Source organism: Amycolatopsis sp. CA-211722 (genome assembly GCF_056828465.1).
The window spans coordinates 941,992-968,682 of record NZ_CP184752.1; the positions used below are offsets into that span (position 1 = coordinate 941,992).

The following is a 26,691-nucleotide window of genomic DNA, read 5'->3' on the forward strand; positions in this document are numbered from 1 at the left end:
AAACGCGGGCGGGGGCTCACCCTCGCGAGGGAGCGGAGTCGGTCCGGAGCGGGAAGATCACCCGGCCGCACTCGGGAATCGTCGTCGGCAGGCGAACGACGACTCCTGGGAGCGACGAAATGACCAAGACCGTGCCCGACGTGCCGAGGTGGGCGAACCTCGCCGCCCACGCGACGCTGCTGGTGACCCTGCCCTCAGGGCTCTGGCGGGTCGCGATGGGCCTCGGCATCCCGGTCGGGTTCACCGCGCAAGGCCTGGTGGAGTTCGGTATCCCCGGCTGGGGCACGGCCTACGTCTTCGGCCTGAGCCTCCTGACCGAGGCGCTCGCGTTCCTCACCCTCGGGCTGGTCCGGCCGTGGGGTGAGGTGTGGCCGCGCTGGATCCCGGGGCTGCGTGGCCGCCGGATCCCGCCGCTCGCGGCGATCCTCCCGGCCGCCGCGGGGGCTATCGCCCTGATCGCGCTGAGCGTCCAGTGGCTGGTCCGCTGGGCGGAGGCCGGTTCTTCGGTGGCGCCGGGGACCAGGGAGGATTCGCCGGTCTACGACATCGTCATGGCCGCTTGTTACGCGCCGCTCCTGCTCTGGGGCCCCCTGCTGGCCGCGGTCACCGTGCACTACGCCCGGCGGCGGTTCTCAGGTGAGCGGCCGCAGCACACGCTCCAGCCACTCGGCGGCCGCGCGTGACACGCCTTCGAGGTCCGCGCTGAGGTTGTGGTCGCCCTTGAGCACCACGATCTCGTGATGCGGCCCCGCCTTCGGCAGGCCGAACGGGTCCCGGTCGCCCTGCACCACCAGGGTCGGGACCTCGACGGCGTCCAGCTCACCCTGCCGGGTCTTCTCCGGCTTGCCCGGCGGGTGCTCGGGGAAGGCCAGGCAGAGCACCGCCACCGCCTGCCCCGTCGCGGCGGTCCGGCAGGCGACGCGGGCACCGGACGACCGGCCGCCGAACACGAGCGGAAGATCGTCGAAGCGCGCGGAGATCTCGTCGGCGACGGTGAGCCAGGCGGTGTCGAGCTGGGTGGCGGGGGCGGGCGCCCGGCGGCCCGCCACCCGGTACGGCTGCTCGACGAGCGCGACGTGGACACCGGCGGCCTGCGCCGCCCGGGTGACCGCGACCAGGTCCTTCGCGCCGATCCCCCCGCCCGCGCCGTGGCCGAGCATCAGCACCGCGACGCCTTCCTCGGCACAGTGCAGCTCGGCCCGCGCGGGGCCGTAGGCGGTGTCGATCTCCAGCTTCGTCATGAGTTCGGCAGCTCGAAGAGCGAGCTCTCGGCGGCGGGTTCGACGCGGTCCACCAGCTCCGGGCCGTTGTTGCGGACGTTGTTGACCAGGCTGGACACCGGCCGCAGCTCGATCGTGTCGACCAGGTCCACCGGAGGCGGGACGAGCAGTTCGGTGACGTCGGCCAGATCCGGGTCGAGCCAGGTGTCCCACTTTTCGCGCGGCATCAGCAGCGGCATGCGGTGGTGGACGTCGGTGAGCCTGCCGACCGAGTCGGTCGTGATCACGGAGAAGGTGATCAGCGGTTCGGCCTCTTTGTCGTCCTTCGGCCGCCAGGTCTCCCAGATCCCGGCGAACGCGAGCGATCCGTCGCCCGGCCCGGTCATGAAGAAGGGCTGCTTCTCCTTGCCGTCACGCCGCCACTCGTACCAGCCGTCGGCGGGGACGAGGCAGCGCCGCGCGGAAACCGCCTTCTTGAACGACGGCTTCTCCTTGGCGGTCTCGGCACGCGTGTTGATCATCTTCGAGCCGACCCCGGGGTCCTTCGCCCAGAACGGGACGAGCCCCCAGCGCATCATCCGCAGCGACCGCACGGCGGGCTCGTCTTCGAGCACCGCGCCGTCCGCGTCACGCGGATGCCGCTGCACGACGGTGGGCACGACCTTGGTCGGCGCCACGTTGTGGTCGGTCCGGACCCGGCCCTCGGTCAGGTCCACCGCGGCGAACTCGTCGATCAGCGCCGCCGGGTCCTTGGTCGCGGCATAACGCCCGCACATGCGTAAACCTCCCTGATCGACAGCCATCGTTACACGCTGACGAGGCGTTGGCGAGCAGCATGGGATCATTGTCCCGCGGTATGCGAAGAGCAGGAGGCGGTTTGGCTGGCAAGGACTGGCGCAGGCTGGACGAATCCGACGTGCGGATCCGTCCCGGCAAGGGCACCAGGCCGCGCAGCAAACGCCGCCCCGAACACGCGGACGCCTCCACCGCGATGGTCATCGGCAAGGACCGCGGCCGCTGGACCTGCGCGATCGACTCCGATCCGGACCGGGTCGTCACCGCGATGCGGGCCCGCGAGCTGGGCCGGGTCCCGGTCGTCGTCGGCGACACCGTCGGCATCGTCGGCGACGTGAGCGGGAAACCGGACACCCTCGCCCGCATCATCCGGGTGGACGAACGCTCCAGCGTGCTGCGCCGCACCGCGGACGACACCGACCCCTTCGAACGGGTGGTCGTCGCCAACGCCGAGCAGTTGCTGATCGTCACCGCGCTGGCCGATCCCCCGCCGCGCACCGGATTCATCGACCGCTGTCTCGTCGCCTGCTACGCGGGCGGGCTCGAGCCGGTCCTGTGTCTGACGAAGGCCGACCTCGCCAGCCCGGACGAGCTCCTCGCCGGCTACGCGGGCCTCGACATCCCGGCCGTGGTCACCCGGCACGACGAGCATCCGGAAGAGCTGACCGGACGGCTCAAGGGCAGGCTCACCGCGCTGGTCGGGCATTCCGGGGTCGGCAAGTCCACTTTGGTCAACCGGCTGGTGCCGGACGCCGGGCTGGCGACCGGCGTGGTCAGCGCGGTCGGCAAGGGCAGACACACGTCCGTCGCGGCGGTCGCGCTCCCCCTGCCCGGCGGCGGCTGGGTGGTCGACACCCCCGGCGTCCGCTCGTTCGGGCTGGCCCACGTGACCGCCGACGACATCGTCCTGGCGTTCGAGGAATTCGCCGAGGCGGCCGAGGAGTGCCCCTCCGGCTGCGGGCACCTCGGGCCGCCTTCGGACCCGGACTGCGCACTCGACGACGTGGTCACCGAAGGTCACGCGAGCGCGGAGCGGCTGACGTCGCTGCGCCGGCTTTTGGGGTCCCGCGCCGGGCACGACGACGATCGGTGAAGGCCCCCTTCATTGCGTCTAGCGCAATGAAGGGGGCCTTCACGTACCCAGACAATCGGACGGTGGAAATTCACGCGACAGGCGCTACGGTAGTGGTACAGACCATTCACCCGAGGGAGTCCCATGCGTGCCACCGGATTCGCCGCCGTCTGTACCGCTCTCCTGCTGCTGGGCGGCTGTTCCGGCGAGGAGAAACCGCCGGTGAACGACGCGGCGCAGCTGGCCTCGGCCGCCGCCGCGGGCACGCAGAAGGCCCGTTCTTCCAAGATCGCGCTCGAGACCACCGCCGACGACGGCCGCAAGGTCGTGGTCACCAGTTCCGGGCTCTACGAGGGGCCGAACAGCAAGTTCTCCATGGTCGCGGAGATCGCCGGCGAGAAACGGGACCTGATCTTCGCCGACGGCGTCCTCTACTACCACTTGTCGGACACCCAGGTCCAGGAGCTCAAGACCGGCAAGGAATGGGTCAAGATCACCGCCGACGGCAAGGACGCGCTCTCCGCGGCCAACGGCGCGCTGATGACGAACGTCGTCGAGACGATGGATCCGACCCGCACGATCGACCGGATCGCCAAATCCGGCAAGGTCACCAAGTCCGGGCAGGCCGATGTGAACGGCACGGCCGCGACGCACTACGTCCTCGATCTCGGCGGCGCCCCCGCCGAGGTGTGGCTGGACGCCGAGCAACGCCCGGTGCAGGTCAGCATGGGCAAGGCGACGGTGAAGTACGAAAGCTGGGCTTCCGACGTGGTGATCATCGCGCCGCCGCCCGAGGCCGTCGGAGACAGCCGCTGAGCGTCCCCCGATCGGGGTGCGGACCGCGGCTGTGTTTCGCTTGGGCGCCGCCTTTGAAAGCAGGTGCTCATGCGGAGAACGGCCCTGTCCACCGTCGTGCTCGTACTCGGCGCGCTGCTCGGCGCGTGCGACGGCGGGGCCGTGGCGTTCGCCGATGCCCGCGCGCTCGCCGACGGGGCCACGTCCGCCATGGACGGCAAGGCCGCGAAGTTCGTCACCGAGGTCACCGCGGGCACGATGCGGTCGAAGAGCCAGGGACAGGCGAGGGTCGCGGGGACGGCCGCCGCGCTGGCCATGACCACGGACTTCCTCGGCGAGCCGCTCGAACTCCGGCTCGTCGACAAGATCGTCTTCGCCAAGGTCCCGGAGGCCGCCCGTGAGGACGTGCCCGGCGGAAAACCCTGGGTGAAGGTCTCCCCCGAAGGCACGGACCCGTTTTCGCAGGTCGCCGGCGGCAGTCTCGATCAGCTGGCGAAGCAGAACGACCCCGTCCGCGCACTCGATCAGGCGCGGAAGGCGGGCACGCTCGTCGAATCCGGGCACGCCGAACTCGACGGGGTGTCCACCGAGCACTACCGGCTGGACGTCGACCTGACCGCGCTGGGCGGAGACCTGCCCGGCGGGCTGTCGGCCGAGGCCGTCGGCGAGCTGCGCGGGAAGGTCGGGAAGATCCCCATGGAGATCTGGCTCGACGACGCGCACCTGCCGTCGCGGATCGAGCTCGACCTCGCGCCCGTCCTCGCCGCTTCGGGTGCCCCGGACAGCGCGATGGCCCGCATCGTCACCCGCTACAGCGAATGGGGCACGCAGGCCGACATCCAGGCGCCACCGCCGGAGGAGATCGGGGAGATCCCGGCGGGCTGACCTGTCACGTTCCCCGCGCACGTCTCGTCCCACGGGTAGCGAGACAGGGAGGAACGAACATGCGCGTGATGGTGATCGGGGCGACCGGGATGCTGGGGCGTCCGCTGGTGCGGCGGCTGCTGGCCGAAGGCCACGACGTGAGCGGGCTCGCCCGCGGGGTGGACCGGGTCGCGGCGGTCCGCGCGACCGGCGCGAAACCGGTGCGGGGTTCGCTGTTCGACGTCGATTCCCTGGCGGGCGCGCTGCACGGGCACGACGCCGTGGTCAACGTCGCGACCCGCATCCCGGACGCGCGGCGGGCGATGACGCTCTCCGGCTGGGCCGAGAACGACCGCGTGCGGATCACCGGCAGCCGGACCCTGGCGGAGGCCGTCCGGCGGGTCGACGAGGTGGGAATCGTGGTGCAGGAAGGGATTTCGTTCGTCTACGCCGACGGCGGCGACCGGGAACTGGACGAGGACGCGCCCCTCGAGCCGCGCGGCAACATCGCGTCTTCGACGGCGGCGCACGCGAACATCGCGGAACTGGCGGACGAGGGGCGCACCGCGATCCGGCTGCGGATCGGGCTCCTGGTCGCCGACGATCCGATGACCACGACGATGCTGGCGGCCGCGCGGCGCGGTTCGCCGCTGATCTTCGGCCGCCGGACCGACTGGACCGCGGCGATCCATCCGGACGACGCGGCGGCGGGCGCCATCGCGGCGCTGCGGGCACCGAGCGGTGTCTACAACCTGGCCGCGGATCCGGTGCGGAAGCAGGAACTCGGCGAGGCGATGGCGGCCGCGGCCGGTGTCCGCCGTCCGCGCGCGCTGCCGAAGTGGCTGGCGAACCGGCTGGGCCTGATGTCGGTGCTGGCGCGTTCACAGCGCGTCGTCTCGGTCCGGCTCACCGAGGCGACCGGCTGGCGCCCCGAACGCCCGGTGCCCGGCCCGTCCTGGTTCTGACGCGTTTCGTCCTCTGGATGCGGTAGTTGCGCGTGCAAGGACCGCATCCAGAGGACGAAACGCGGGAGGGGTTAGAGGAGTTCCAGCAGGAAAGGGAGCTCTTGGGGCGCGTACCAGGCGAGTTCGTGGTCTTCGGCGTCGCCGAGGGTGAACTCGGCGTCCGGATCGCCGAGATCGGCCTGGTCGATCACCGCGGCGGCGGCCTGGACGGACTCGGCCGCTTCGGCCGCGTCGACGTGGATCGCGGCGACGTCGGCGATCTTCACCGGCCCGGACAGCCGGACGACGGCGGCGTCGAGATCCGCTCGCAGCGTGACCTCCTCGACGTCGGCCGAGATCACCACACGCCGCGGCTCGGGCTTCTCCTCGGCCGCGATCAGCCGGAGCGACGCCCTCGCGGCGTCGAGCAGCGCGGCGTACTCGAGCTCTTCGTCGGATCCGCTGGCGTAGGACTCCCGCAGCGCCGGGGTCAGCGCGAATCCCGTGCCGCTCCGCGCCCGGAACTCGCCGGAGGTTTCGAGGTCACGGAGCATCGCGATCGTCGCCGGTAGATAGACCCTCACCAGTGCGCACCCTTCAGCTCTTCCAACGATTCCTCGATCATCCCGGCGAGCAGGTCCACATCGGACACGGCCTTGCGATCGCCGTTCAGTCCGAAGTAGACACCCCCGTGATACGAGGTGACCCCGATCGCCAGCGCCTGATTGCGCACCAGCGGCATGACCGGGAACATCTCCACCATCTTCGCCTGTCCCGCGTAGAGCGGCACCTGCGGGCCCGGTGAGTTCGTGATCAGCACGTTGAAAATACGTCCCGACATCGACCCGGCCGCCCGCGCGCCCAGCGAATGCAGCGTCGCCGGGGCGAATCCGCCGACCGTCAGCAGCCCGCGCGCGGCGACCGACCGGCCCGAGTCGAGGTGGTCCGCCATCGCGTGGCCGATGTGCTGCAACCGCAGGACCGCGTTCGGCTCCCCGACCGGGAGGTCGACCAGATAGGCGTCGACCTGGTTGCCGACCAGGGCGGGCGTCGAGTATTCGGCCGTCTCGGCGTCGCGGACGGCCATCGGCACCAGCGCGCGCACGGTGGTCGTCGCGGTCAGGTTCGAGCCGCGGGAGAGCAGCCATTCCCGCAGCGCGCCGGTGATCGCGGCGAGCACGACGTCGTTGACCGTGCCGCCGTGCGCGGCGCGGACCTTGCGGAAATCCTCCAGCCGCGTACGGACCACGGCGAACATGCGGCCGCCGGAGGTGCGGACGTTGAGCGGCCCGGACGGCGCCGGGCTCACCATGGTCTTCAGCGCCGAGGCGACGTCACCGACCGTCTCGGTGACCTTGCCCGCCATCGCGGTGGCGTCGTGGGCGATGGAGCGGACGTTCTCCACCAGCTCCGTCGGCCGCTGCACGGTTTCGGCGACCGCGTCGAGCATCAGCTGCGTGCGGCTCGGTTCCCGGCGGGGATGCCAGGTGTCGTCGTACGGTTCCGGCTCCTGCGGGGAGGCGTCGAGGATCAGCTGCCCGATCTCGATGGTGCCTATCCCGTCCACGACGGACTGATGCGTCTTGGTCACCAGCGCGACGCGGTCACCCGCGAGCCCCTCGACGAAATACGCCTCCCAGAGCGGCCTTCCCGGATCGAGCCGCCTCGACATCAGCCGCGCGACGAGATCGAACAGCTGGCCGTCGGAGCCCGGCTGCGGCAGCGCCGACCGGCGGACGTGGTAGTTCAGGTCGAAGTCGACGTCGTCGACCCACACCGGCCGGGCGAGGTGACCGGGCACCTCCAGCACGCGCTGCCGGTACCGGGGCAGGAAGGCGAGGCGCTGCCCGATCAGATCCAGCAGCTGCTCGTAGGTGAAACCGTCGCGAGGCCGCTCGAAGATCGCCACGCCGCCGACGTGCATCGGGGTCGCGTGGTCTTCCACGTACAGGAACGAGGCGTCCAGCGCGGAGAGGCGGTCGGGCATGGGCCGATCCTTACATAGTGGGACACTCGCCGGTGTGGGTGATGAGTCGGTGATCTCGCCGAAGGACCGGTTCCTGACGGTGTACGGGCGCAAACCGGTGCTCGAGGCCTTGGACGACGCGGCGCTCGAAGTGGACAAGGTGATCCTCGCCGACACCGTGCGCGGGCCGAACGCCGCCGAAATCCAGCGTGCCGCCAAGGCCGCCGGGGTGCCGGTGCGGCGGGCGAGCGCGCATCGGGTCAAAGTGCTGGCGGGCAACGGCAAACAGGACCAGGGCGTGCTGGCCGACGTCGTCGCCCCGCGGATGCGCTCCCTGCACGCGGCCCTGTCCGACGGCAGGCCGCCGTCGCGGGTGCTGCTGCTCGACGGCATCACCACCCCGGCCAACGTCGGGATGATCCTGCGCTCGGCGACCGCGGCCGGGCTGGACGGGATCGTGGTACCGCGGCGCGGGGTCGCCGCGCTCGACCCGATGGTGGTCAAGGCTTCGGCCGGGGTCGCGTTCCGCGCGCCGGTGCTGCGCTGCGGCAGCGCGCGCGAGGCGGCCGAAATGCTCACCGAAGCCGGCTACGGGATCTTCGCGCTGGGCGCTTCCGCCCGGAGCTCGGTGTTCGACGTCGAGCTGCCGCAGCGCGCGGCCTTCGTGCTGGGCGGGGAGACGAACGGCGTCGGCGCCGAGGTCGGCGAACTGGTGACGGAATGGGTGTCGATCCCGATGCCGGGCGAGGTCGAGTCGCTGAACGTGTCGGCCGCCGCAGCGGTGCTGTCCTTCGAGCTGGTGCGCCGCGCTACGGCTTCGGGAACAGGGCGCTGAGCTCGGTCAACGTCTCCTCGACCGACGTGTGGTGCACCCCCGCCATCCCGGCCGCCACCGCGGCGCGGACGTTGTGCGCGGCGTCGTCGACGAACACGCACCGGTCGGCGGGCAGGTCGAGCAGCCCCGCCGTGAGCAGGTAGACCTCGCGTTCGGGTTTGGCCACGCCGACCTCACCGGAGAAGACGAGCGCGTCGAAGAACGGGCCGAGCGACCGTTTGGCCTCGTCCGACGCGCCGGGGGCGTTCGAGAGCAAGGCCGTTTTGATGCCGCGCGCCCTGGCCGCCCGCAGGTAGGCGTACAGCTCGTCCGCGCCGGTGTCCGTGAGCACCCCGACGTAGTCGATGACCAGCCCTTTCAGCACCGGCTCACCGTACACAAGCGATCACCGCCCGGTTCATCCTCTCGGGCGGTCCTTGTCGCGGCCGGGCCAGCCGCCTGCCCCTTAGTTGCTGGGCGCGGCCGAGGGGCCGCGGAGGGGGACAACCTGATGAAGTCGTACGTACTGAGACGGCTCGAACCGTTCGAGCCGCCGTACCGGGTCGCCGGCAGGCCGGACAGCCTGGTGCACCGGGCGGCGGCGCCGGACAACCAGCTCACGCTGGACCTGCCGTTGTCCGGCGAAAAGATCGTGGAGGAACCACAGCCGCGGCCGGACACTCCCGACGGGCAGCAGGTCGGCAGGCTGCTGACCACCATCCTCGAAGCCTGCGACGGGCGCCGTCCCGCGGTCCAGGTGCGGCCGATCCTCGACCCGGCGCTGCACAGCGCGCTGCTCGACAGCGGCCGCCGCCGTCCATCGGGCGGATACCGGCCGAAATCGGTCCACCTGGGCCATCCGGCGGACGGCGTCGTCGAGGCCTGCGCGACCGTCGAGCAGAACGGACGCTCTCTCGCGCTGGCCGCCCGCTTCGAGCGGACGCCGTCGGGCTGGGTGTGCACCCGATTCCACCTGCTGAAGCCGCAGCGCCGGGTCTCCGCGCTCGCGGCCTGATACGCGTGAAGGCCCCCTCCCCTCTGCTCAGCCGAGGGAAGGGGGCCTTCACGCGCTTTGGAGCCTCTTAGCGACGCGGGCCCTTCTTGCCCTTCTTCTGGGAGGCGCGCTGCGTGGCGCGACGCTCCCGGCGGGTTCCGCCCTGGTCGCCACCGGCGCCGCCGGCACTGTCCGAATGCGACTCGACGCCGCCGTCCTCGGACGGGCCCGACATGGTCAGCCCGGTCTGCGAACCACCACCGAGTCCCTTGCCCCGCAAGGCGGACGGCACGGACTGGGTGTCGGTCGCCGGCCCCTGCGGAGGCGTCGGGCGAGCGTGCCGTCCGTCGCCGTTGGCGGCCTGGCCGTTCCCGGAGCCGACACCGGCGGGCAACGCGGACGCCGACTCCGGCGCCGGGGTGGTGGGCTCGGCCTGCTCGACCTGGAGGTTGAACAGGAAGCCGACGGCCTCCTCCTTCAGCGACTCCAGCATCGCGCGGAACATGTCGTAGCCCTCGCGCTGGTACTCGATGACCGGGTCGCGCTGGGCCAGGGCCCGCATGCCGATGCCCTCTTTGAGATAGTCCATCTCGTAGAGGTGCTCACGCCACTTGCGGTCGAGCACGGTGAGCATCACCTGCCGCTCCAGGCTGCGCATCGCGCCTTCGCCGACCTTCGCGTCGATCTCGGCCTCGCGCTCGTCGTACGCGCGGTGAGCGTCTTCGAGCAGGGCCTCACGCAGCTTGTCGGCGTCGAGGTCGTCGTCCTCGGTGAGCTCTTCCCAGGTGACCTTGACCGGGTACAGCTGCTTCAGCGCCGTCCACAGCTTCTCGTGGTCCCAGTCCTCGGAGTAGCCCGTGGCGGTCTCTTCGTTGACGTACGCGTTGATGACGTCGACCAGCATGTGCTCGATCTGCTCGCGCAGATCCTCGCCCTCGAGGACGCGCAGGCGCTCGGCGTAGATCACCTTGCGCTGCTCGTTCATGACCTCGTCGTACTTGAGGACGTTCTTGCGGATCTCCATGTTCTGCTGCTCGACCTGCGTCTGAGCGCTCTTGATCGCTTTGGAGACCATCTTGTGCTCGATCGGCACGTCGTCCGGCAGCCGCATCGTGGTCATGACCCGCTCGACCATCGTGGCGTTGAAGCGGCGCATGAGCTCGTCACCGAGCGAAAGGTAGAACCGGGACTCGCCCGGGTCGCCCTGACGACCGGAACGACCGCGGAGCTGGTTGTCGATGCGGCGCGACTCGTGCCGCTCCGTGCCGAGCACGTACAGCCCGCCCGCCTCGCGGACCTCCTCGGCCTCGACCTTCGTGTCGGCCTGCACCTCTTCGAGCACCTTCGGCCAGGCGGCCTCGTACTCCTCGGAGTGCTCCACCGGGTCGAGGCCGCGGTCGCGCAGGACCTCGTCGGCGATGATGTCCGGGTTGCCGCCGAGCACGATGTCGGTACCGCGGCCCGCCATGTTCGTGGCGACCGTGACCGCGCCCTTGCGCCCGGCGCGGGCGACGATCAGCGCCTCCCGGTCGTGGTGCTTGGCGTTGAGGACCTCGTGCGGGACACCCAGCTTGAGCAGCAGCTTCGATAGGTGCTCGGACTTCTCGACACTCGTGGTGCCGACCAGCACCGGCTGGCCCTTCTCGTGCCGCTCGGCGATGTCCTCGGCGACGGCCTCGAACTTGGCCTGCTCGGTCTTGTAGATCAGGTCGGCCTGGTCGGCGCGGACCATCGGCTTGTTCGTCGGGATCGGCACCACACCCAGCTTGTAGGTCTGGTGGAACTCGGCCGCCTCGGTCTCGGCGGTACCGGTCATGCCCGACAGCTTGTCGTAGAGGCGGAAGTAGTTCTGCAGCGTGATCGTGGCGAGCGTCTGGTTCTCGGCCTTGATCTCGACGCCTTCCTTGGCCTCGATCGCCTGGTGCATGCCCTCGTTGTAGCGGCGGCCGTGCAGGATGCGGCCGGTGAACTCGTCGACGATGAGGACTTCGCCGTCACGGACGATGTAGTCCTTGTCCCGCTTGTAGAGCTCCTTGACCTTCAGCGCGTTGTTCAAGTAGCCGACGAGCGGCGTGTTCGCGGCCTCGTAGAGGTTGTCGATACCGAGCTGGTCCTCGACGAACGCGACACCCTTCTCGGTGACACCGACGGTGCGCTTGCGGATGTCCACCTCGTAATGGATGTCCGCCTTCATCAGCGGCGTCATCCGCGCGAACTCGATGTACCAGCGCGAGGACTGGTCGGCCGGACCGGAGATGATCAGCGGCGTGCGGGCCTCGTCGATGAGGATGGAGTCCACCTCGTCGACGATCGCGAAGTTGTGGCCGCGCTGCACGCAGTCTTCGAGGCTCCACGCCATGTTGTCGCGGAGGTAGTCGAAGCCGAACTCGTTGTTCGTGCCGTGCGTGATGTCGGCGGCGTACTGCTGGCGGCGGACCTCGGGCGTCTGGTCGGCCAGGATGACCCCGACCTCCAGGCCGAGGAAGCGGTGGATGCGGCCCATCCACTCGGCGTCACGTTTGGCGAGGTAGTCGTTCACCGTGATGACGTGCACGCCCTTGCCGGAGACGGCGTTCAGGTACGCGGGGAGGACCTGGGTCAGGGTCTTGCCCTCACCGGTCTTCATCTCGGACACCTGGCCGAGGTGCAGCGCGGCGCCGCCCATCAGCTGGACGTCGTAGGGCCGCTGGCCGAGCACGCGCCAGGCCGCCTCCCTCGCCACCGCGAAGGCCTCGGGCAGGAGGTCGTCGAGGGACTCGCCGTCCGCGTGCCGTTTACGGAACTCTTCGGTCTTGGCCCGCAGCGCGGAGTCCGAAAGTTCCTTGACGTCGTCTTCGAGGGTGTTGATGTGATCGGCGATGTTGCGCAGCCGCTTCACCATTTTGCCCTCGCCCGCGCGGAGCAGGCGGTTCAGCACCATCCGGTCGACCTCACTAGCTGATTGTGATCGCACCCGAGCCGGTCCCGGGCAATCTCGTACGCGGTGGTGCACGGGTGCGCCACCGTCCGCCCCCATCGTAGGGAACACCTCGGTGTTCGCGCACGCACCGTCGGTCGGTACCTGACCGGATGGGGGCCCGTCCTGCCTGATCCGGACATGACGGCGGCCCGCACGGGACGCGTGCGGGCCGCCGTCTGGACGCAGGGCCGGCTAGCTCAGCCGGATGACGCCGTAGTCGAAGCCTCGCCTCCGGTAGACGACGCTCGGGCACCCGGCGTCGGAGTCGTTGAACAGATAGAAGTCGTGACCGACCAGTTCCATCTCGTAGAGAGCCTGGTCGACCGTCATGGGCTCCGCGTCGTGTTTCTTCTCGCGGACGACGCGACCGGGCTGGTGTTCGGTCACCCCGTCATCCCAGCGCTGCTGCTGGGGCATCTCGAAGTCACCGCTCTCGACAGCGAAACCGTTGGCCATGGGTTCGGCCTCAGGCGCTTCGAGCACAGCGGTACCCGCCAGATGTCGGGTGTCGGTGGTCATTCCACCGGCGGCCGCCATCGAAGTCGCCTCGGCGACGGATTCCGGGCGGCTGCGGCCGTAGTGCACGCGCCGGCGGTCGTGTGTCTTCCGCAACCTGTTCTCGAGCTTGTTCAGTGCGGAATCCAGCGCTGCGTAGAAGTCGCCGGCACACGCTTCGGCGCGTACGGCGGGGCCACGGCCCTTACCGGTGATTTCGACGCGCTGGCAGTTCTTCGACTGCCGGCGATTGGGCTCGTGGAAGAGCTCCACGTCGTAACGGATGACCTTCTTGTCGTAGCGCTCTAGCCGGGCCAGCTTTTCGCTGACGAGTGCCCGATAGTGGTCGGGCACCTCCACGTTGCGGCCCTTAACGACGATGTCCATACACGACCTCCCTCGCTGAAATGACTGCGAGCTGTAGATGTGTTCACTAGGGCGCCGGTAATGCGGGGACGAAGCCCGGATCGCGGGCGATGAGGGAACTCGGCATACGGCCACGACGTCTCGTGTCGGATGTCCGAGCGCGGACTCAGCGCGGCTCCGGCGCCAGGGACATGGGCTGGTCACCTCCCTGCCTGCCGGGATTGCTGATAGCGCTGCACGTTAGCTGCATCACGCCGCGAGCAACAGCCCCCGAGCCGGGGGATATCAGGACGTGAGACCTCGTCACCGCACGCGACGAAGACCGTGCGGCCAGCGGGACAATCCGGCCTGTCGGGCGTCGCCCCCGTGATTTGTTTTCACGCGGACGGCGCAAGCCTTCGGACAGGAAAATGCGGAGGGTGCCTAGGGTGCCGGCCCCGAGGGAATCCGCCGCCACCCCGGTGGAGTGGCGGGCCGTCGGAGTGTTCCCCAGAAGGTCCCTCATATCCCGTCAACGCCCGTGTACCCATTCCCGTTCCCGATCATTCATCACTCTTGTAGGTGACAGCCCGCTCACCCGGCGGCGGCCAGCGCCACCACCGCCGAAACGTGAATTCCGCTTATGTCCAAAAAACGCGTACAAGCGGCGGCGGTCGCTCCGGTTGTGATCACGTCGTCAAGGAGAACGACCTTCTCCCGGCAGGCTCCCGGGACCAGGCGAAGACGGCCGTCGAGGTTCGCCGACCGCTCGGCCCTGGTGAGTCCCACGGCGTCGCGGGCTCCGGACCCCAGCCTGAGGACAGGTGCCACTGTCGCGACCTTCCCCTTGTCTCTCAGCGCTTTCACGCATTCTTCGGCGACGCGCCGGACGTGCGGTCCACCTCGGACACGCGAAGCGGACCGTCGCGAAGGGACGGGGACGAGGCAGGGTTCCGGCTCCGGATCGGGCAGATGCGCGAGAGCTTCGGCGATCGCCCGACCGAACGAAGGAGCCAGGTCGCGGCGGCCGCGTTCCTTGTAGGCGAGGATCAAGCGGCGGGCCTCGTCGGCATAGGGGGCGAGGGCGTAGACGGACACGAGACCGGCCGTCGGGCCGCGGATGATCTCGCTGAGCGAACCCCAAGCGGTCTGACAGGTGGCGCAGCAAGGCGCGCCCGGCGCTCCGCAGGAGGCACAGCGGGCGGGGATGAGGAGATCCAGGAGCTTGGACATGGGATGAGTGTCGGCTGGGGCTCCGACAGTTCCGGGTCACGGTGCGGCGTGAGAGGTCCGGTTTGGACACTTTGGGCCGTGAGGGTGCCGGTGGTGAAAAAGTCAATCGAGGAGAAGGGCGCTTTGGCTTCCTTCGCGCGGGTCGCGGTCCGCCACGGACCTTGCCGCGCCGCGCTTCGCCACGGCCTTCACGGACCTTTCGCCGTGCGCTCCGCCACGGACCTTCGCCGTGCGCTTCGCCACGGACTTTCGCCGCACCGCGCTTCGCCACGGACTTTCGCCGCACCGCGCTTCGCCGCCGACCTTCCGCCGCACCGCGTTTCGCCGCCGACCTTCCGACGCACCCCTGCCTTGCTAGCGACGCTAGGAAAGCTAGCGGTACTAAAGGTCCCTTGCTCCCCCCTGGCAATGCCCTGAAGGCCTCCTTCAGGACGTTGCACGTCTCAAAGGGGGCCTTCAGGACATGGACCGATGCGCCCAATGTGGCATCGGGGACACCCAACGTCCCCCATGCCACATTGGGCGCATCCCCGGCCGAGTCCCAAGTACATGAAGGCCCCCTTCATGTACCCAGACGCAATGAAGGGGGCCTTCACGTACTTCAGCGAGGGCTCAGCCCGGGTAGAACGGGTCCGCGTCGGTGACGGTGTGCGCCTGCGGCCGCCAGACCTCGCCCAGCTCGGAGGCGACCCACAGCCCGCCCGCGTCCGCGACCAGGTTCTGCCTGCTCGGCGCCGCGGTGACACCGTGCACCGGCGGGGTCAGGTTCGAGCTGTTGAACGCGTCCATCCGCTGCCCGTCCAGCGGCACCTTGACCACCGGGAGCGAGGTCGACGACGTCGCGGCGATCAGGTGGTCCTGGGTCGCCCAGTCGACGTCGACCACGTCCTTGAGGTCGCGTTCCTGCAGTTTCCGCGGCGCCCGCAGGGCCACCGAGTCCGCCGTCCGCACGATCGAGGCGACCACCAGCTGCCCGTTGACGACCGCGGCCAGCCGCGACCCGTCCCGCGAGAGGCGCATTTCGGTGATCTGGCCGAGGCTGGTGAGCATGGTCGCGTCGACGCCGGCCTTCACCCAGCGGCCGTCCGCGGCCAGGGTGACCCTGGCGACGGTGTTGTGGTCGACGACCGTCCAGACCTCGCCGGAGACCCCGCCGCCCCGGGCGACCGGCCGCCAGGTCGGGCGGCTCAGGCTCCCGCCGAACAGGTCGACCGAAGCCAGGTCGTGCCCGAGATCGCCGACCCGGAGCCACTGCCTGCCGTCGCGTTCTTCGACCACCGCGAGCCGTTTCCCGTCGACGGACTGCGCGGCGCTGACGACCTTGTAGCCGCCGTTGCCCGCGGGCCCGCCGACCGGCTGCCCGTCTTCGAGCGACCGGACCCGGCCGCTCACGGTCATCAGGCCCCGGAGTTCCGAGTTGGGCGCGATGTCCACGTTGTAGTTGGGCAGTTCGCTGGAACGCCAGTATTCGTGGTTCGGCACGAGCGCGGCGCCGTCGGCCAGCAGCCGGATCCGGCTCAGCGTCACCGTCTGCAGCGAGAGGACGATCTGCGCGGCGATCAGGTTCCGGTCCGCGGTGCTGGCGCCGCCGACCCCGGTCAGGTTGATGTCCAGTGTGCCGTCGTCCGTGCTGCGGACGTTGCTTTCGGTGGTGACCTGGTCGCCGAGCAGGTCCATGACCGCGCCCTTCAACCCTTCCGACGGTCCCTGCAGCACCAGGTCCATCACCCGGCTGGGCAAGCCGGCCTGCGGTTTCGCCGCGACGTAACGGAGGTCGGGGACGAAGGCACCGGAATCGGGCGAGTAGAAGCTGATCGGCACCCGGAAGTAGTTGGTCGCGAAATCCTCGTCGGTGACGGCGAGTTCCTGCGGCGGGTCCACGATCCGCCACTGGCCGTTCGGCTGTTTCCGCAGTTTGAACTGCTGCGAGTACTCGGCCTTCACCGGGATGAACGCGCTGTCGGGGCTCAGGTTGCCGAGTTTGAACCCGCGGACGTTCACCACCTGCTCTTCCGGGTTCCTGGAAGGCGACGAAGTGTCGTAGACGGTGCCGAAGGTGTCGTCGATGATCGTCAGCCCCTGCGACGGCTTCCAGTTGCGCCGGGCCTCCTCGTCGAGATACACCCGCGCGTCGGCGTTCGCCGTGCCCGGTTTCGCGGAGTTGCGGATGAACTGGCGGGTGACGGTCAGCGGGTCGATCCCGGCCGCCGGCTCGGCGACGTCCGCCGGCGCCTGACCCGGTTTGTCCCCGGAGACGACGACGGGCTGGGATTCGAGCGGGATGTTCGCGCAGCCCGCGAGCAGCAGCAACACCGCGAGCAGGGGCAGTAGCCGCTTCACCGGCCGACCTCCTCTGGCTCGGCGAGGATCGCCTCGGGGGCGGGGCGGACTTCGAGCAGCCCGGACGATCCGTGCGGCTCGGCGGGTGTGTGATCGGGCGGTGGCAGGACCAGCGGGCTCTCCCCCATCGGCGTGTCCTGCCGCCGCGGCAGCACGAGCCGGAAACAGGCGCCGTCGCCGGTCTCGCCCCACGCGTCGAGCACGCCGCCGTGCAACCGGGCGTCCTCCTGGCTGATCGCGAGGCCGAGCCCGGTGCCGCCGGTCCGGCGGTTACGGGACGGGTCGGCGCGCCAGAACCGGTTGAACACCAGTTCCGCTTCGCCCGGCCGCAGCCCGACACCGTGGTCCCGGACGGTGATGGCGACCGCGGTCTCGTTGACCGCGAGGGTCAGCACCACCGGATTCCCTTCACTGTGGTCCACCGCGTTGGCCAGCAGGTTGCGCAGGATCCGCTCGACGCGGCGCGCGTCGACCTCGGCGTGCGCCTCCTCCTCCGGCAGGACCAGTTCGACCGAGCTGCCCGCGTTCCCCGCGATCACCCGGACCTGCTCGACGGCCCTGGTCGCGATCGGCCGGACGTCGATCAGCTCGGCGGAGAGCTCCTCGACGCCCGCGTCGAGCCTGCTGATCTCCAGCAGGTCGCCGAGCAGGGCCTCGAACCGGTCGAGCTCGTCGACCAGCAGTTCGGTGGAACGCGCGAGCCCGGCCGGGAACTGTTCACGCGACGCGTGCAGCACGTCGGCGGCCATCCGGACGGTGGTCAGCGGGGTGCGCAGCTCGTGCGAGACGTCGGAGGTGAACCGGCGTTGCAGGCCGCCGAACTCCTCCAGCTGGCGGATCTGCCGCTGGATGCTCGCGGCCATCTCGTTGTAGGACACGGCGAGTTTGGCCAGATCGTCCTCACCGAGCACGGCGAGACGCTGGTCGAGCTCCCCGCCCGCGAACTGCTCGGCCGCCGCGGCGGCCTGCCGGACCGGCCGGACGACCTGCCTGGTGACCAGGTTCGTGATCCCGGCCAGCAGGAGCAGCAGGACGAGACCGCCGACGAGCAGCGTGTTCTGCACGGTGGAGACGGTGTTCTGCTCACTGGTGAGCGGGTACAGCAGGTAGAGCTGGAGCGGGTTGATCATCGTGCTCACCGGCGCGCCGACGATCAGGTACGTCGTCTTGCCGCCGTCGGCCTCGGTGACCGTGTGGATCAGGTGGCTGACCTGCTCGGTCTCCACGAACTGGCGCAACCGCTCGGGCACCCGGTCGTAGGGGCCGGAGAACACCGGCTTGTTCGACTGGTCACGGCCGCCCGCGGCCAGCACCGGCTCGAAGGTGCCCGCCGCCGATCCGGCGCTGTCCTGCGAGGTCGTGGTGCTGGTGATCTTCTTCAGCGCGTTCTTCATCCGCGCTGTCAGCGCTTCGGGGCTTTCGGTGCCGACACCGATCAGTTCACCGGCCGCGGTCTCGACGACCGCCCTCGTCTGCGCGATCGCCGCGTTCTGCTTGGTCTCCAGCAGCCGTTCGGTGATCTGGTTCTGCAGCACCATGCCCAGCACGAACACCACGGCCGACGACAACGCCAGCGTGGACACCGTGACCCGGAACTGCAGCGAATGCCGCCACAGGTCGTTGAACGAGACGACCTTGCGGCGCACGAAAACCACGATGCGCCGGAAGTGGCGCATCGTGGTCTGGGCAAGCCTTCGCAAGCGTCCGCTCATGGGGTGATCACGGCGGGCCGGCCTTGTACCCGACACCGCGAACGGTCAACACCACCTCGGGGTGCTCCGGGTCCTTCTCCACCTTCGAACGCAGCCGCTGGACGTGCACGTTCACCAGCCGGGTGTCGGCGGCGTGGCGATATCCCCACACCTGTTCGAGGAGCACCTCGCGGGTGAACACCTGACGCGGCTTGCGGGCGAGCGCGACCAGCAGGTCGAACTCGAGCGGGGTCAGCGGGATGGCCTTGCCCTCGCGCGTCACCTCGTGGCCGGGGACGTCGATCGCGAGGTCGCCGATCGTCAGCGACTCGGCGGGCTCGGCCTCGGTGCGGCGCATCCTCGCGCGGACGCGGGCCACGAGCTCCTTCGGTTTGAAGGGCTTGACCACGTAGTCGTCGGCCCCCGACTCGAGCCCGAGGACGATGTCCACGGTGTCGCTCTTGGCGGTGAGCATCACGATCGGCACGCCGGACTCGGCCCGGATGGCCTTGCAGACGTCGATGCCGTTCATCCCGGGCAGCATGAGGTCGAGGAGGACCAGGTCCGGTTTCAGCTCACGAAGTGCGGGCAGCGCCCGTGAGCCGTCGGCCACGACGGCTGTGTCGAACCCCTCCCCACGCAGCACGATGGTGAGCATCTCCGCGAGAGCAGGGTCGTCGTCGACGACCAGAACACGTGCCTTCATAAACCTATGTTCGCACTAGTTTCCCGGCGCGGGCGCGCGACCCGGCGATGTGACCACCAGAAAGATCATCGAATCGGGCAAATTGCTCCATCCGAGTAGGGTCTTCGGGCCCTGGAGCCCGGCGGGCGGAGCCGCGGTACCTCGGGAAGCGACCACACTCGTGAGCCCGCCGCGCCGACTCATCGGCGGGGTTCACCAACGGAATCCAGCGCACGCCGGAGCCTGGTGAACGGCCTCGGGGAGTCGATCGCGAACACCCCGGTCAGCACGTCGCCGCGGTGGTAGGTGGCGACGAACCGCTTGGCGGCGACGTCACCCTCGGCGATCCGCACGTCTTCCGCGGCCACTCCGGCGAATTGGAGCCGCCGACCGTACTGATCGGACCAAAAGTAACCGTGCCGGGCGAAATGCGTGACGGTCGAGCCGGCGAGCAGGTTCGCGACCGCGACGCCCGGCTGTTCCGCGGCCGCCGTCCAGTGCTCGGCGCGGACCCGCCTGCCGCGCGGACGGCAGCGGTAGCGCGCGACGTCACCCACCGCGACCACTCGGGGATTCGCTGTGACACAGCCGGAATCGACCAGCACCCCGTCGTCGACGGCGAGCCCGGACCCGGTCAGCCATGCGGTGGCCGGTCGCGCCCCCACGCCGGCGACGACGAGATCGGCGGGAAGCTCGCGGCCGTCGGCGAGCCGCACGCCGGTGACCCGGCCGTCACCGGCGAACCCGGCGACGGGGACGCCCGTGCTCAGCCGGACGTCGTTCTCGGCGTGCAGTTCCCCGCACACCGCGCCCATCCGCGCGCCGAGGACACCGGCGAGCGGCACGGGCATCGCCTCGACCACGGTGACCTCGTGCCCGAGCAGGCGGCACGCGGACGCGACCTCCGCACCGATGAATCCCGCGCCGATGACGACGACAGAGGACGGCCCCGCGGCGAGTGCGCGTTTCAGCGCGACGGCGTCGCCGAGGGTCCGCAGGGTGTGAACGCCGGACAGATTCCTTGCCGCGCCGAGGGTTCTGGCCACCGCACCGGTCGCGACGACGTAGCCGTCGGCGGTGATCGTGGTGCCGTCGCCGAGCGTCACGCCTTGGCGGCCGAGCTTCTCGGCGCGGACACCGAGATGCCATTCCGCGGCCAGCGCGTCGAGTTCGTCCTGCCCGGCGAGCGCGACGTCCTCGGCGGAAACCTTGCCCAGCAAGAAATCCTTCGAAAGCGGCGGCCGGTCGTACGGCGGTTCGGCACCGATCATCACCAGCCGCCCGTCGAAACCCCGCCCGCGCAACTCCTGCGCCGCGCGAAGTCCCGCCAGAGAGGTGCCGACGACGGCGACCGATCTCAAGCCACTTCCCGGCGCGCCTCGGTGTCCACGTAGATCACGCCGTCCGCGATCACGACCGGGTACGTGCGGACGGGGTTCTTGGCGGGCAGGCAGTCCGGGGCACCGGTCCGCAGGTCGAATCGCGCGGCGTGCAACGGGCATTCGACGTAGCAGCCTTCGATCCAGCCGTCCGCGAGTGACGCGTCCTGATGGCTGCACGTGTCGTCGAGGGCGTAATAGGCGCCCTCGGCATGGAAGACCGAGACCGGAACGGGGCCCGGCAGGCGGAGGGCTTCGCCTTCGGGCAGTTCGGAGACGGCGCAGGCACGGATCATCGGGGCCTCCGGGGAAAGGACCGACGGATTGTTGATGTTGCGCATTACGAGACGGGACGTGCTCTGCGCAACAATCACCCCCGAGAGGCCGGTACGTCAAGGGATTCGCCCACTCAGCCGAGCGGATCCCGGCGAAACGGCTACTGTTGCGTCATGCGGAACCAGGACGCGGGGAACGCAACGCCCAGCCAGGTGCAGTCCGTCGACCGCGCGATCAGCGTGCTGGAACTGCTGGCACGCAACGGGGAAACCGGGATCACCGAGATCGCGGGCGAACTCGGCGTGCACAAGTCGACGGCGTCGCGGCTGCTGAGCGTCCTGGAGAACCGCGGCCTCGTCGAGCAGCTCGGCGAACGCGGGAAGTACGCGATCGGCTTCGGCGTCGTCCGGCTCGCCGGCGCCGCCACCGGCCGGATGGACCTGGCGAAACTGGGCAGGCAGACCTGCCAGGGCCTGGCGGAGGCACTCGGCGAGACGGTCAACATCGCGATCGCCGACGACGGCGTCGCGATCAACGTCAGCCAGGCCCGCGGCTCGGCCGCGATCACCACCCAGAACTGGACCGGGCAGCGCACTCCATTGCACGCGACGTCCAGCGGGAAGGTGCTGCTCGCGTACATGGGCGACGTCGAGCGCAAACGTTTGCTCCGGCGGAAGCTCGAACGGTTCACCCCGCGGACCACGGTCGATCCGGAGGAGCTGGCCACCGAGCTGCGGCGAGTCTCCGAGGACGGGTACGCGGCCTGTTTCGAGGAGCTGGAGCTGGGAATGCACGCGGTCGCGGTACCGGTGCGCGGCCCCGGCGGCGACGTCGTCGCGGCGATGAGCGCGTCCGGCCCGTCGTACCGGCTTTCGAAACAGCGGGTGCGGCAGATCGTGCGGCCGCTGACCGAGGCGTCGGCGGATCTTTCGGCGCAGCTGGGGTACTTCACCGAGTGAAGAGGCCGACCTCTTCGGGCTCTTGACAGCGCGCCCGCACGTGCCGCACTTTGTTGCTGAAGACGGAACAACGTGCCTCATCCGCAACAGCGCCTGTCACCCCGATGCCCGGATGTCCTTTGTGGACGCTTCGGGCAGGCAGGAGGTACCCCGAACCATGCCCCCAGGACCCCGCGTCGTCGTGATCGGCGCCGGCATCGTCGGCTGCGCGCTCGCCGACGAGCTCACCGAACGAGGCTGGACCGACGTCACCGTGCTGGACCAGGGCGACCTGTTCACCACCGGCGGGTCGAGTTCGCACGCGCCCGGTCTGGTCTTCCAGACCAACTCCTGCCGCACGATGACCGGGTTCGCCCGGTACACCGTCGCGAAGTACGGCTCTCTGGAGCTCGACGGGAACCCGTGTTTCCGGCCCGTCGGCGGGCTGGAGGTGGCCACGACGCCGGAGCGGCTCGCCGACCTGAAACGGCGGCACGGCTGGGCCACCGCGTCCGGCGTCGAAAGCAGGCTCGTCGAGCCGGGCGAATGCGCCGCCCTGCATCCGCTGCTCGATCCGGCCAAGGTGCTCGGCGGGTTCCACATCCCCTCAGACGGCCTCGCCGGACCGCTGCGCGCCGCCGAGGCGCAGGCCCGCCGCGCGATCGGTCGCGGCGCGAAGTTCCTCGCGCGCCAGAAGGTCGTCGGCGTCGAACGGTCGGGTGGCCGCGTCACCGGCGTCACCACCGGGACGGGGAGTTTCCGCGCGGACGTCGTGCTCTCGTGCGCCGGGATGTGGGGGCCGCTGCTCGGCGAACTGGTGGACCTCGCGATCCCGCTGGTCCCGATGGCGCATCAGTACGCGCGCACCAGCCCGCTGCCGTCACTCGCCGGCGTGACCGAGGAGGCCACGCGGCCGATCCTGCGGCACCAGGACGCCGACCTCTACTTCCGCGAACACGGCGACCGGATCGGCATCGGCGCGTACGGGCACCGGCCGATGCCCTTGCCTCCCCACGAGATCGGCACCGGCGAGGGGATGCCGTCGGAACTCGCGTTCACGCCCGCGGATTTCGAGCCGTCCTGGGCCGCCGCCGTCGGCCTGTTGCCGTCACTGGGCGAGACCAAGGTCGAGGAAGGCATCAACGGCCTGTTCTCCTTCACCCCGGACGGCATGCCGCTGCTGGGCGAACACCCGGAGCTCGACGGCTTCTGGGTCGCCGAAGCCGTCTGGATCACGCATTCGGCCGGGGTCGCGCGTGCCATGGCGCGGTGGCTCGTCGACGGGCAGCCCGGCGTGGATCTGCACGGGTGCGACCTCGCCCGGTTCGAGCGGGCGCAGCTCGCCCCGGAGTACGTCATGGCACGCAGCTGCCAGAGCTTCGCCGAGGTGTACGACGTCGTCCATCCCCTGCAGCCCATGGAAGAACCGCGTCCGCTGCGGACGAGTCCCTTCCACGACCGGCAGGCGGAGCTCGGCGCGTACTTCCTCGAAGCGAGCGGCTGGGAGCGTCCGCACTGGTACGAGGCGAACGCGAACCTGCCGGAGGTCGATCTCGTCCCGGAGCGCGACGGCTGGGCCGCGCGGTACTGGTCGCCGATCGGCGGCGCCGAAGCGCTGGTCGCGCGGCGACGGGTCGCGATGTTCGACATGACGTCACTGAAACGGGTGGAGGTCACCGGTCCGGGCGCGCTGCCGTTCCTGCAGACGATGACCACGAACCAGCTCGACAAGAAGCCCGGTTCGGTCACCTACACGCTGTTGCTCGACGAGGACGGCGGCGTGCGCAGCGACCTGACCGTCGCGCGGCTCGGCGCCGAAAGGTTCCAGGTCGGCGTCAACAGCGCCATCGACATCGACTGGCTGAGGCGGCACCTCCCCGGCGACGGCGCCGCGCAGATCCACGAGACCACCCCGGGAACCTGCTGTATCGGGCTCTGGGGCCCGCTCGCCAGGGCGGTACTGCAGCCACTGTCCACAACGGACTTCTCGCACCGGGCGATGGGGTACTTCAAGACGAAACAGGCGTACGTCGGCCTGGTGCCGGTGACCGCGATGCGACTGTCCTATGTGGGCGAACTCGGCTGGGAGCTGTACACGAGCGCGGACCTCGGACGGCGGCTGTGGGACACGATCTGGGAAGCCGGGCAGGCGCACGGGATCATCGCCGCCGGGCGCGACGCCTTCTCCAGCATGCGGTTGGAGAAGGGCTACCGGCTGTGGGGCACCGACGTCACCGCCGAGCACGACCCGTACGAGGCGGGGCTCGGTTTCGCCGTGCGGATGGACAAGGGCTACTTCGTCGGGAGGGACGCGCTGGCCGGGCGCTCGGAGGAATCGGTGACCAGGAAGCTGACCTGTCTCACCGTCGACGATCCGCACTCGGTCGTGCTCGGCAAGGAGCCGGTGTTCGCCGACGGCCGCCCCGCCGGGTACGTCACGAGCGCCGCGTACGGCTACACCGTCGGCAAGAACATCGCGTACGCCTGGCTTCCGGTGGAGTTCACCCGGCCGGGCAGACCGCTGGAGATCGAGTACTTCGGCGAGCGGATCCCCGCCGTCGTCGCGCGTGAACCGTTGTTCGACCCCGGGATGGACCGGATCAGGAGCGCCGCATGAGCCACTACGACGTCATCGTCATCGGCCTCGGCGGGATGGGCAGCGCCGCGGCGTACCGGCTCGCCCAGCGAGGTCGGCGCGTGCTGGGCATCGACCGTTTCGCGCCCGTGCACAACCTCGGGTCCAGCCACGGCGGCTCGCGGATCACCCGGCAGGCGTACTTCGAGGATCCCGCGTACGTCCCGCTCCTGCTGCGGGCGCACGAACTGTGGGCCGGGATCGAACGCGACTCCGGCCGGAAGATCTTCACCCGGTGCGGCGGGATCATGCTCGGCGGCCCCGAGTCCCGGACGGTGTCGGGAAGCCTGGCCAGCGCCCGGGAATGGGATCTGCCGCACGAACTGCTGGACGCGGCGGAGATCCGGCGCCGGTTTCCGACGATGCGGCCGGAGGACCACGAAATCGCGCTGTACGAGGAGAACGCGGGCTTCGTGGTGCCGGAAAGCAGTGTGGCCGCGCATCTCCAGCTCGCCGCGCGGGCCGGGGCGGAGCTGCACCACGAGGAGAAGGTCCTTTCGTGGCGAGAAACGTCCACCGGTGTGCGGGTGGGGACGTCGCAGAACTTCTACACGGCGGACCGGCTCGTGGTGTGTCCCGGCGCGTGGGCGCCGGGCCTGCTCGCCGAGCTCGGCATCGGCTTCACCGTCGAACGCCAGGTCCAGTACTGGTTCGCACCGTCGGGCGGGGCGGAGCCCTTCCGCGCCGAGCGGCATCCGATCTACGTCTGGGAAGACGGGAACGGGCGCCAGTTCTACGGTTTCCCCTCGCACGACGACGCCGGAAGCGTGAAGGTCGCGTTCTTCCGCGGCGGCCGGGCCTGCACGCCGGACACCATCGACCGGACCGTGCGTCCCGAAGAGGTCGGCGAGATCGCGGAGTTCGTCGGGCGGAAGATGCCGGCCCTGCCCGGCACCTTCCGGCGCGGGGCGACCTGCATGTACACGAACACGCCCGACGAACACTTCGTCATCGCCCGGCATCCGGCGCACGAACGGGTGGTGGTCGCCTGCGGGTTCTCCGGGCACGGTTTCAAATTCGTCCCGGTGGTCGGCGAGATCCTCGCCGATCTGGTGGTGGACGGCACGACAAGGCATCCGATCGCCCTGTTCGATCCCGCCCGGTTCGCCGGGGTGCCGGGATGACGAGCCTCATCCCGACGCTGGGCGGCGGCTACTACACAGATCCCGGGATCTTCGCGGCCGAACAGGAGAAGATCTTCGAGCGCCGGTGGTTCTGCGCGGTCCGGTCGGCGGATCTGCCGTCGGCGGGCGACTTCCGGACCGTCCAGGTCGGACGGGAGAGCGTGCTCGTCAGCCGCGGCCGGGACGGCGGGCTGCGAGCGTTCCTCAACGTCTGCCGCCATCGCGGGGCGCGGCTGTGCACCGAAGAGGCGGGCACGGTCAAACGCGCTTTCCAGTGCCCGTACCACGCGTGGACGTACGGGCTCGACGGCAAGCTGATCGCGGCGCCGAACCTGGCGAACCTGCCCGACATCGACCGTTCCGAGTACGGGCTGCACACCGTGCGCCTGCGGGAATGGCTGGGCTACGCCTGGGTCTGCCTCGCCGCGGACCCGCCGTCGTTCGAGGCGGACGTCGAAGGCGCGGTGCGGGAACGGCTGGGCGATCTGGAATCGATCGAGCGGTACCGCCTCGACAAGCTGTCGGTCGGGCGCAGGATCACCTACGACGTCAAGGCGAACTGGAAGCTGATCGTCGAGAACTTCATGGAGTGCTACCACTGCGCGACCATCCACCCGGAGCTGACCGAGGTGCTGCCGGAATTCGCCGACGGCTACGCGGCGCAGTACTACGTCGGGCACGGCGCCGAATTCGGCGAGGCCGTGGACGGCTTCACCATCGACGGCACGACGGGCTTCGATCGGCTCGACGGTGTCGCGAACGAACAGGACAGGCGGTACTACGCGATCACCATCCGGCCGCAGGTGTTCGTGAACCTGGTGCCGGACCACGTGATCTTCCACCGGATGTACCCGCTCGCGCCGGACCGGACGGTCGTCGAATGCGACTGGCTCTATTCCGAAGACGTCGTGGCGTCGGGGCGGGACGTATCCCGGTCGGTCGAGCTGTTCCACCGCGTCAACGAGCAGGACTTCGACGCCTGCGAACGCTGCCAGCCCGCGATGGCGTCCCGCGCCTACCGCGGCGGCGGGGTGCTGATGCCGTCCGAACACCACATCGGCGAGTTCCACACCTGGCTGCTCACGCATCTAGAGGACTAAACGCGGTAGTTGCACACGCAAGTACCG

24 protein-coding genes are annotated in these 26,691 nt (G+C 69.9%); 11 read left to right on the forward strand and 13 right to left on the reverse strand.

Translation table 11 applies throughout. The features are described from left to right. Positions 1–119: 119 nt before the first annotated feature. Complete coding sequence (locus tag ACOCEP_RS04620; protein ID WP_482335929.1) at positions 120–683, forward strand: hypothetical protein; 564 nt, start codon at positions 120–122, stop codon at positions 681–683. Here ACOCEP_RS04620 and ACOCEP_RS04625 read toward each other — a convergent pair. Both ACOCEP_RS04625 and ACOCEP_RS04630 read right to left on the reverse strand, forming a co-directional pair. After that, positions 633–1,241, reverse strand: coding sequence for an alpha/beta hydrolase family protein (locus ACOCEP_RS04625; RefSeq protein WP_478235211.1), 609 nt, complete (start codon positions 1,239–1,241; stop codon positions 633–635). The genes ACOCEP_RS04620 and ACOCEP_RS04625 overlap by 51 nt on opposite strands. Beyond that, positions 1,238–1,996, reverse strand: coding sequence for an SOS response-associated peptidase (locus ACOCEP_RS04630; RefSeq protein WP_482335930.1), 759 nt, complete (start codon positions 1,994–1,996; stop codon positions 1,238–1,240). The genes ACOCEP_RS04625 and ACOCEP_RS04630 overlap by 4 nt, the downstream gene beginning before the upstream one ends. 101 nt (positions 1,997–2,097) lie before the next feature. Here ACOCEP_RS04630 and rsgA point away from each other — a divergent pair, with 101 nt between their 5' ends. The 4 genes from rsgA (at position 2,098) to ACOCEP_RS04650 (ending at position 5,711) form a co-directional block, all read left to right on the forward strand. Further along, positions 2,098–3,108: a ribosome small subunit-dependent GTPase A gene (gene rsgA / locus ACOCEP_RS04635; RefSeq protein WP_192743372.1), complete on the forward strand. Its 1,011-nt coding sequence runs from the start codon at positions 2,098–2,100 to the stop codon at positions 3,106–3,108. Positions 3,109–3,231: 123 nt separating this feature from the next. After that, the gene (locus tag ACOCEP_RS04640) at positions 3,232–3,903 is read left to right on the forward strand and encodes an SCO4651 family lipoprotein (protein WP_482335931.1); all 672 of its coding nucleotides are present in this window, start codon (positions 3,232–3,234) and stop codon (positions 3,901–3,903) included. Positions 3,904–3,972: 69 nt separating this feature from the next. Next, positions 3,973–4,767 carry an SCO4651 family lipoprotein gene (locus ACOCEP_RS04645; protein ID WP_482335932.1) on the forward strand — a complete coding sequence of 265 codons (795 nt, stop codon included), beginning with the start codon at positions 3,973–3,975 and terminating at the stop codon, positions 4,765–4,767. Positions 4,768–4,826: 59 nt separating this feature from the next. Then, a complete protein-coding gene (locus ACOCEP_RS04650; RefSeq protein ID WP_482335934.1) occupies positions 4,827–5,711 on the forward strand; it encodes an NAD-dependent epimerase/dehydratase family protein in 885 nt (294 codons plus the stop codon). Between the two features lie 71 nt (positions 5,712–5,782). Here the strand turns inward: ACOCEP_RS04650 and ACOCEP_RS04655 are convergent, their stop codons facing one another. Both ACOCEP_RS04655 and ACOCEP_RS04660 read right to left on the reverse strand, forming a co-directional pair. Further along, a complete protein-coding gene (locus ACOCEP_RS04655) occupies positions 5,783–6,274 on the reverse strand; it encodes a DUF6912 family protein (RefSeq protein WP_482335935.1) in 492 nt (163 codons plus the stop codon). Continuing rightward, positions 6,271–7,677, reverse strand: a complete 1,407-nt coding sequence (locus ACOCEP_RS04660; protein WP_482335936.1) for a WS/DGAT/MGAT family O-acyltransferase — start codon at positions 7,675–7,677, stop codon at positions 6,271–6,273. The genes ACOCEP_RS04655 and ACOCEP_RS04660 overlap by 4 nt, the downstream gene beginning before the upstream one ends. 34 nt (positions 7,678–7,711) lie before the next feature. On the opposite strand from ACOCEP_RS04660, the gene ACOCEP_RS04665 reads away from it, so the two are divergent. Further along, positions 7,712–8,491 (forward strand): TrmH family RNA methyltransferase, encoded by a 780-nt coding sequence (locus ACOCEP_RS04665; protein WP_482335937.1) that lies wholly within the window; start codon positions 7,712–7,714, stop codon positions 8,489–8,491. On the opposite strand, the gene ACOCEP_RS04670 is transcribed toward ACOCEP_RS04665, so the two are convergent. After that, positions 8,466–8,870, reverse strand: coding sequence for an HAD-IA family hydrolase (locus ACOCEP_RS04670; RefSeq protein ID WP_482335938.1), 405 nt, complete (start codon positions 8,868–8,870; stop codon positions 8,466–8,468). The two genes, ACOCEP_RS04665 and ACOCEP_RS04670, sit on opposite strands and share 26 nt — an antisense overlap. A 111-nt stretch (positions 8,871–8,981) precedes the next feature. Between ACOCEP_RS04670 and ACOCEP_RS04675 the strand changes: the two genes are divergently transcribed. After that, positions 8,982–9,485, forward strand: coding sequence for an Rv3235 family protein (locus tag ACOCEP_RS04675; RefSeq protein WP_482335939.1), 504 nt, complete (start codon positions 8,982–8,984; stop codon positions 9,483–9,485). Positions 9,486–9,552: 67 nt separating this feature from the next. Here the strand turns inward: ACOCEP_RS04675 and secA are convergent, their stop codons facing one another. The 8 genes from secA to ACOCEP_RS04715 form a co-directional block, all read right to left on the reverse strand. Further along, positions 9,553–12,384, reverse strand: coding sequence for a preprotein translocase subunit SecA (gene secA, locus ACOCEP_RS04680; protein ID WP_482335940.1), 2,832 nt, complete (start codon positions 12,382–12,384; stop codon positions 9,553–9,555). A gap of 231 nt (positions 12,385–12,615) precedes the next feature. Continuing rightward, entirely contained in the window at positions 12,616–13,305 is a 690-nt protein-coding gene (hpf, locus tag ACOCEP_RS04685; RefSeq protein WP_007028981.1) for a ribosome hibernation-promoting factor, HPF/YfiA family, read from the reverse strand. 552 nt (positions 13,306–13,857) lie between these two features. Then, a complete protein-coding gene (locus ACOCEP_RS04690; protein WP_482335941.1) occupies positions 13,858–14,496 on the reverse strand; it encodes a ComF family protein in 639 nt (212 codons plus the stop codon). Between the two features lie 612 nt (positions 14,497–15,108). After that, complete coding sequence (locus ACOCEP_RS04695) at positions 15,109–16,836, reverse strand: LpqB family beta-propeller domain-containing protein (RefSeq protein ID WP_482335942.1); 1,728 nt, start codon at positions 16,834–16,836, stop codon at positions 15,109–15,111. Next, entirely contained in the window at positions 16,833–18,548 is a 1,716-nt protein-coding gene (gene mtrB / locus ACOCEP_RS04700; RefSeq protein WP_482335943.1) for an MtrAB system histidine kinase MtrB, read from the reverse strand. The genes ACOCEP_RS04695 and mtrB overlap by 4 nt, the downstream gene beginning before the upstream one ends. Before the next feature lie 7 nt (positions 18,549–18,555). Continuing rightward, complete coding sequence (mtrA, locus tag ACOCEP_RS04705) at positions 18,556–19,233, reverse strand: MtrAB system response regulator MtrA (RefSeq protein WP_005150760.1); 678 nt, start codon at positions 19,231–19,233, stop codon at positions 18,556–18,558. A 179-nt stretch (positions 19,234–19,412) separates the two neighbouring features. Further along, complete coding sequence (locus tag ACOCEP_RS04710) at positions 19,413–20,573, reverse strand: NAD(P)/FAD-dependent oxidoreductase (protein ID WP_482335944.1); 1,161 nt, start codon at positions 20,571–20,573, stop codon at positions 19,413–19,415. Then, on the reverse strand, positions 20,570–20,887 hold the full coding sequence (locus ACOCEP_RS04715; RefSeq protein WP_482339571.1) for a bifunctional 3-phenylpropionate/cinnamic acid dioxygenase ferredoxin subunit: 318 nt from the start codon (positions 20,885–20,887) through the stop codon (positions 20,570–20,572). The genes ACOCEP_RS04710 and ACOCEP_RS04715 overlap by 4 nt, the downstream gene beginning before the upstream one ends. A gap of 153 nt (positions 20,888–21,040) precedes the next feature. Between ACOCEP_RS04715 and ACOCEP_RS04720 the strand changes: the two genes are divergently transcribed. The 4 genes from ACOCEP_RS04720 (at position 21,041) to ACOCEP_RS04735 (ending at position 26,664) form a co-directional block, all read left to right on the forward strand. Then, entirely contained in the window at positions 21,041–21,826 is a 786-nt protein-coding gene (locus tag ACOCEP_RS04720; RefSeq protein WP_482335945.1) for an IclR family transcriptional regulator, read from the forward strand. A 157-nt stretch (positions 21,827–21,983) separates the two neighbouring features. Continuing rightward, entirely contained in the window at positions 21,984–24,422 is a 2,439-nt protein-coding gene (locus tag ACOCEP_RS04725; RefSeq protein WP_482335946.1) for a GcvT family protein, read from the forward strand. Then, a complete protein-coding gene (gene solA, locus ACOCEP_RS04730; RefSeq protein WP_482335947.1) occupies positions 24,419–25,564 on the forward strand; it encodes an N-methyl-L-tryptophan oxidase in 1,146 nt (381 codons plus the stop codon). The genes ACOCEP_RS04725 and solA overlap by 4 nt, the downstream gene beginning before the upstream one ends. Beyond that, positions 25,561–26,664 carry an aromatic ring-hydroxylating oxygenase subunit alpha gene (locus tag ACOCEP_RS04735; protein WP_482335949.1) on the forward strand — a complete coding sequence of 368 codons (1,104 nt, stop codon included), beginning with the start codon at positions 25,561–25,563 and terminating at the stop codon, positions 26,662–26,664. Before solA ends, ACOCEP_RS04735 begins: the two co-directional genes overlap by 4 nt. Positions 26,665–26,691 lie beyond the last annotated feature (27 nt).

Bases quoted from the DNA above. Each gene is read 5' to 3' on its own strand.
- ACOCEP_RS04645 (WP_482335932.1), top strand. From the start codon at position 3,973: ATGCGGAGAACGGCCCTGTCCACCGTCGTGCTCGTACTCGGCGCGCTG.
- solA (WP_482335947.1), top strand. From the start codon at position 24,419: ATGAGCCACTACGACGTCATCGTCATCGGCCTCGGCGGGATGGGCAGC.
- ACOCEP_RS04625 (WP_478235211.1), bottom strand. From the start codon at position 1,241: ATGACGAAGCTGGAGATCGACACCGCCTACGGCCCCGCGCGGGCCGAG.
- ACOCEP_RS04735 (WP_482335949.1), top strand. From the start codon at position 25,561: ATGACGAGCCTCATCCCGACGCTGGGCGGCGGCTACTACACAGATCCC.
- secA (WP_482335940.1), bottom strand. From the start codon at position 12,384: ATGGTGCTGAACCGCCTGCTCCGCGCGGGCGAGGGCAAAATGGTGAAG.
- hpf (WP_007028981.1), bottom strand. From the start codon at position 13,305: ATGGACATCGTCGTTAAGGGCCGCAACGTGGAGGTGCCCGACCACTAT.
- mtrB (WP_482335943.1), bottom strand. From the start codon at position 18,548: ATGAGCGGACGCTTGCGAAGGCTTGCCCAGACCACGATGCGCCACTTC.
- ACOCEP_RS04690 (WP_482335941.1), bottom strand. From the start codon at position 14,496: ATGTCCAAGCTCCTGGATCTCCTCATCCCCGCCCGCTGTGCCTCCTGC.
- ACOCEP_RS04620 (WP_482335929.1), top strand. From the start codon at position 120: ATGACCAAGACCGTGCCCGACGTGCCGAGGTGGGCGAACCTCGCCGCC.
- ACOCEP_RS04715 (WP_482339571.1), bottom strand. From the start codon at position 20,887: ATGATCCGTGCCTGCGCCGTCTCCGAACTGCCCGAAGGCGAAGCCCTC.
- ACOCEP_RS04675 (WP_482335939.1), top strand. From the start codon at position 8,982: ATGAAGTCGTACGTACTGAGACGGCTCGAACCGTTCGAGCCGCCGTAC.
- ACOCEP_RS04660 (WP_482335936.1), bottom strand. From the start codon at position 7,677: ATGCCCGACCGCCTCTCCGCGCTGGACGCCTCGTTCCTGTACGTGGAA.
- ACOCEP_RS04650 (WP_482335934.1), top strand. From the start codon at position 4,827: ATGCGCGTGATGGTGATCGGGGCGACCGGGATGCTGGGGCGTCCGCTG.
- ACOCEP_RS04720 (WP_482335945.1), top strand. From the start codon at position 21,041: ATGCGGAACCAGGACGCGGGGAACGCAACGCCCAGCCAGGTGCAGTCC.
- ACOCEP_RS04725 (WP_482335946.1), top strand. From the start codon at position 21,984: ATGCCCCCAGGACCCCGCGTCGTCGTGATCGGCGCCGGCATCGTCGGC.
- mtrA (WP_005150760.1), bottom strand. From the start codon at position 19,233: ATGAAGGCACGTGTTCTGGTCGTCGACGACGACCCTGCTCTCGCGGAG.
- ACOCEP_RS04640 (WP_482335931.1), top strand. From the start codon at position 3,232: ATGCGTGCCACCGGATTCGCCGCCGTCTGTACCGCTCTCCTGCTGCTG.
- ACOCEP_RS04630 (WP_482335930.1), bottom strand. From the start codon at position 1,996: ATGTGCGGGCGTTATGCCGCGACCAAGGACCCGGCGGCGCTGATCGAC.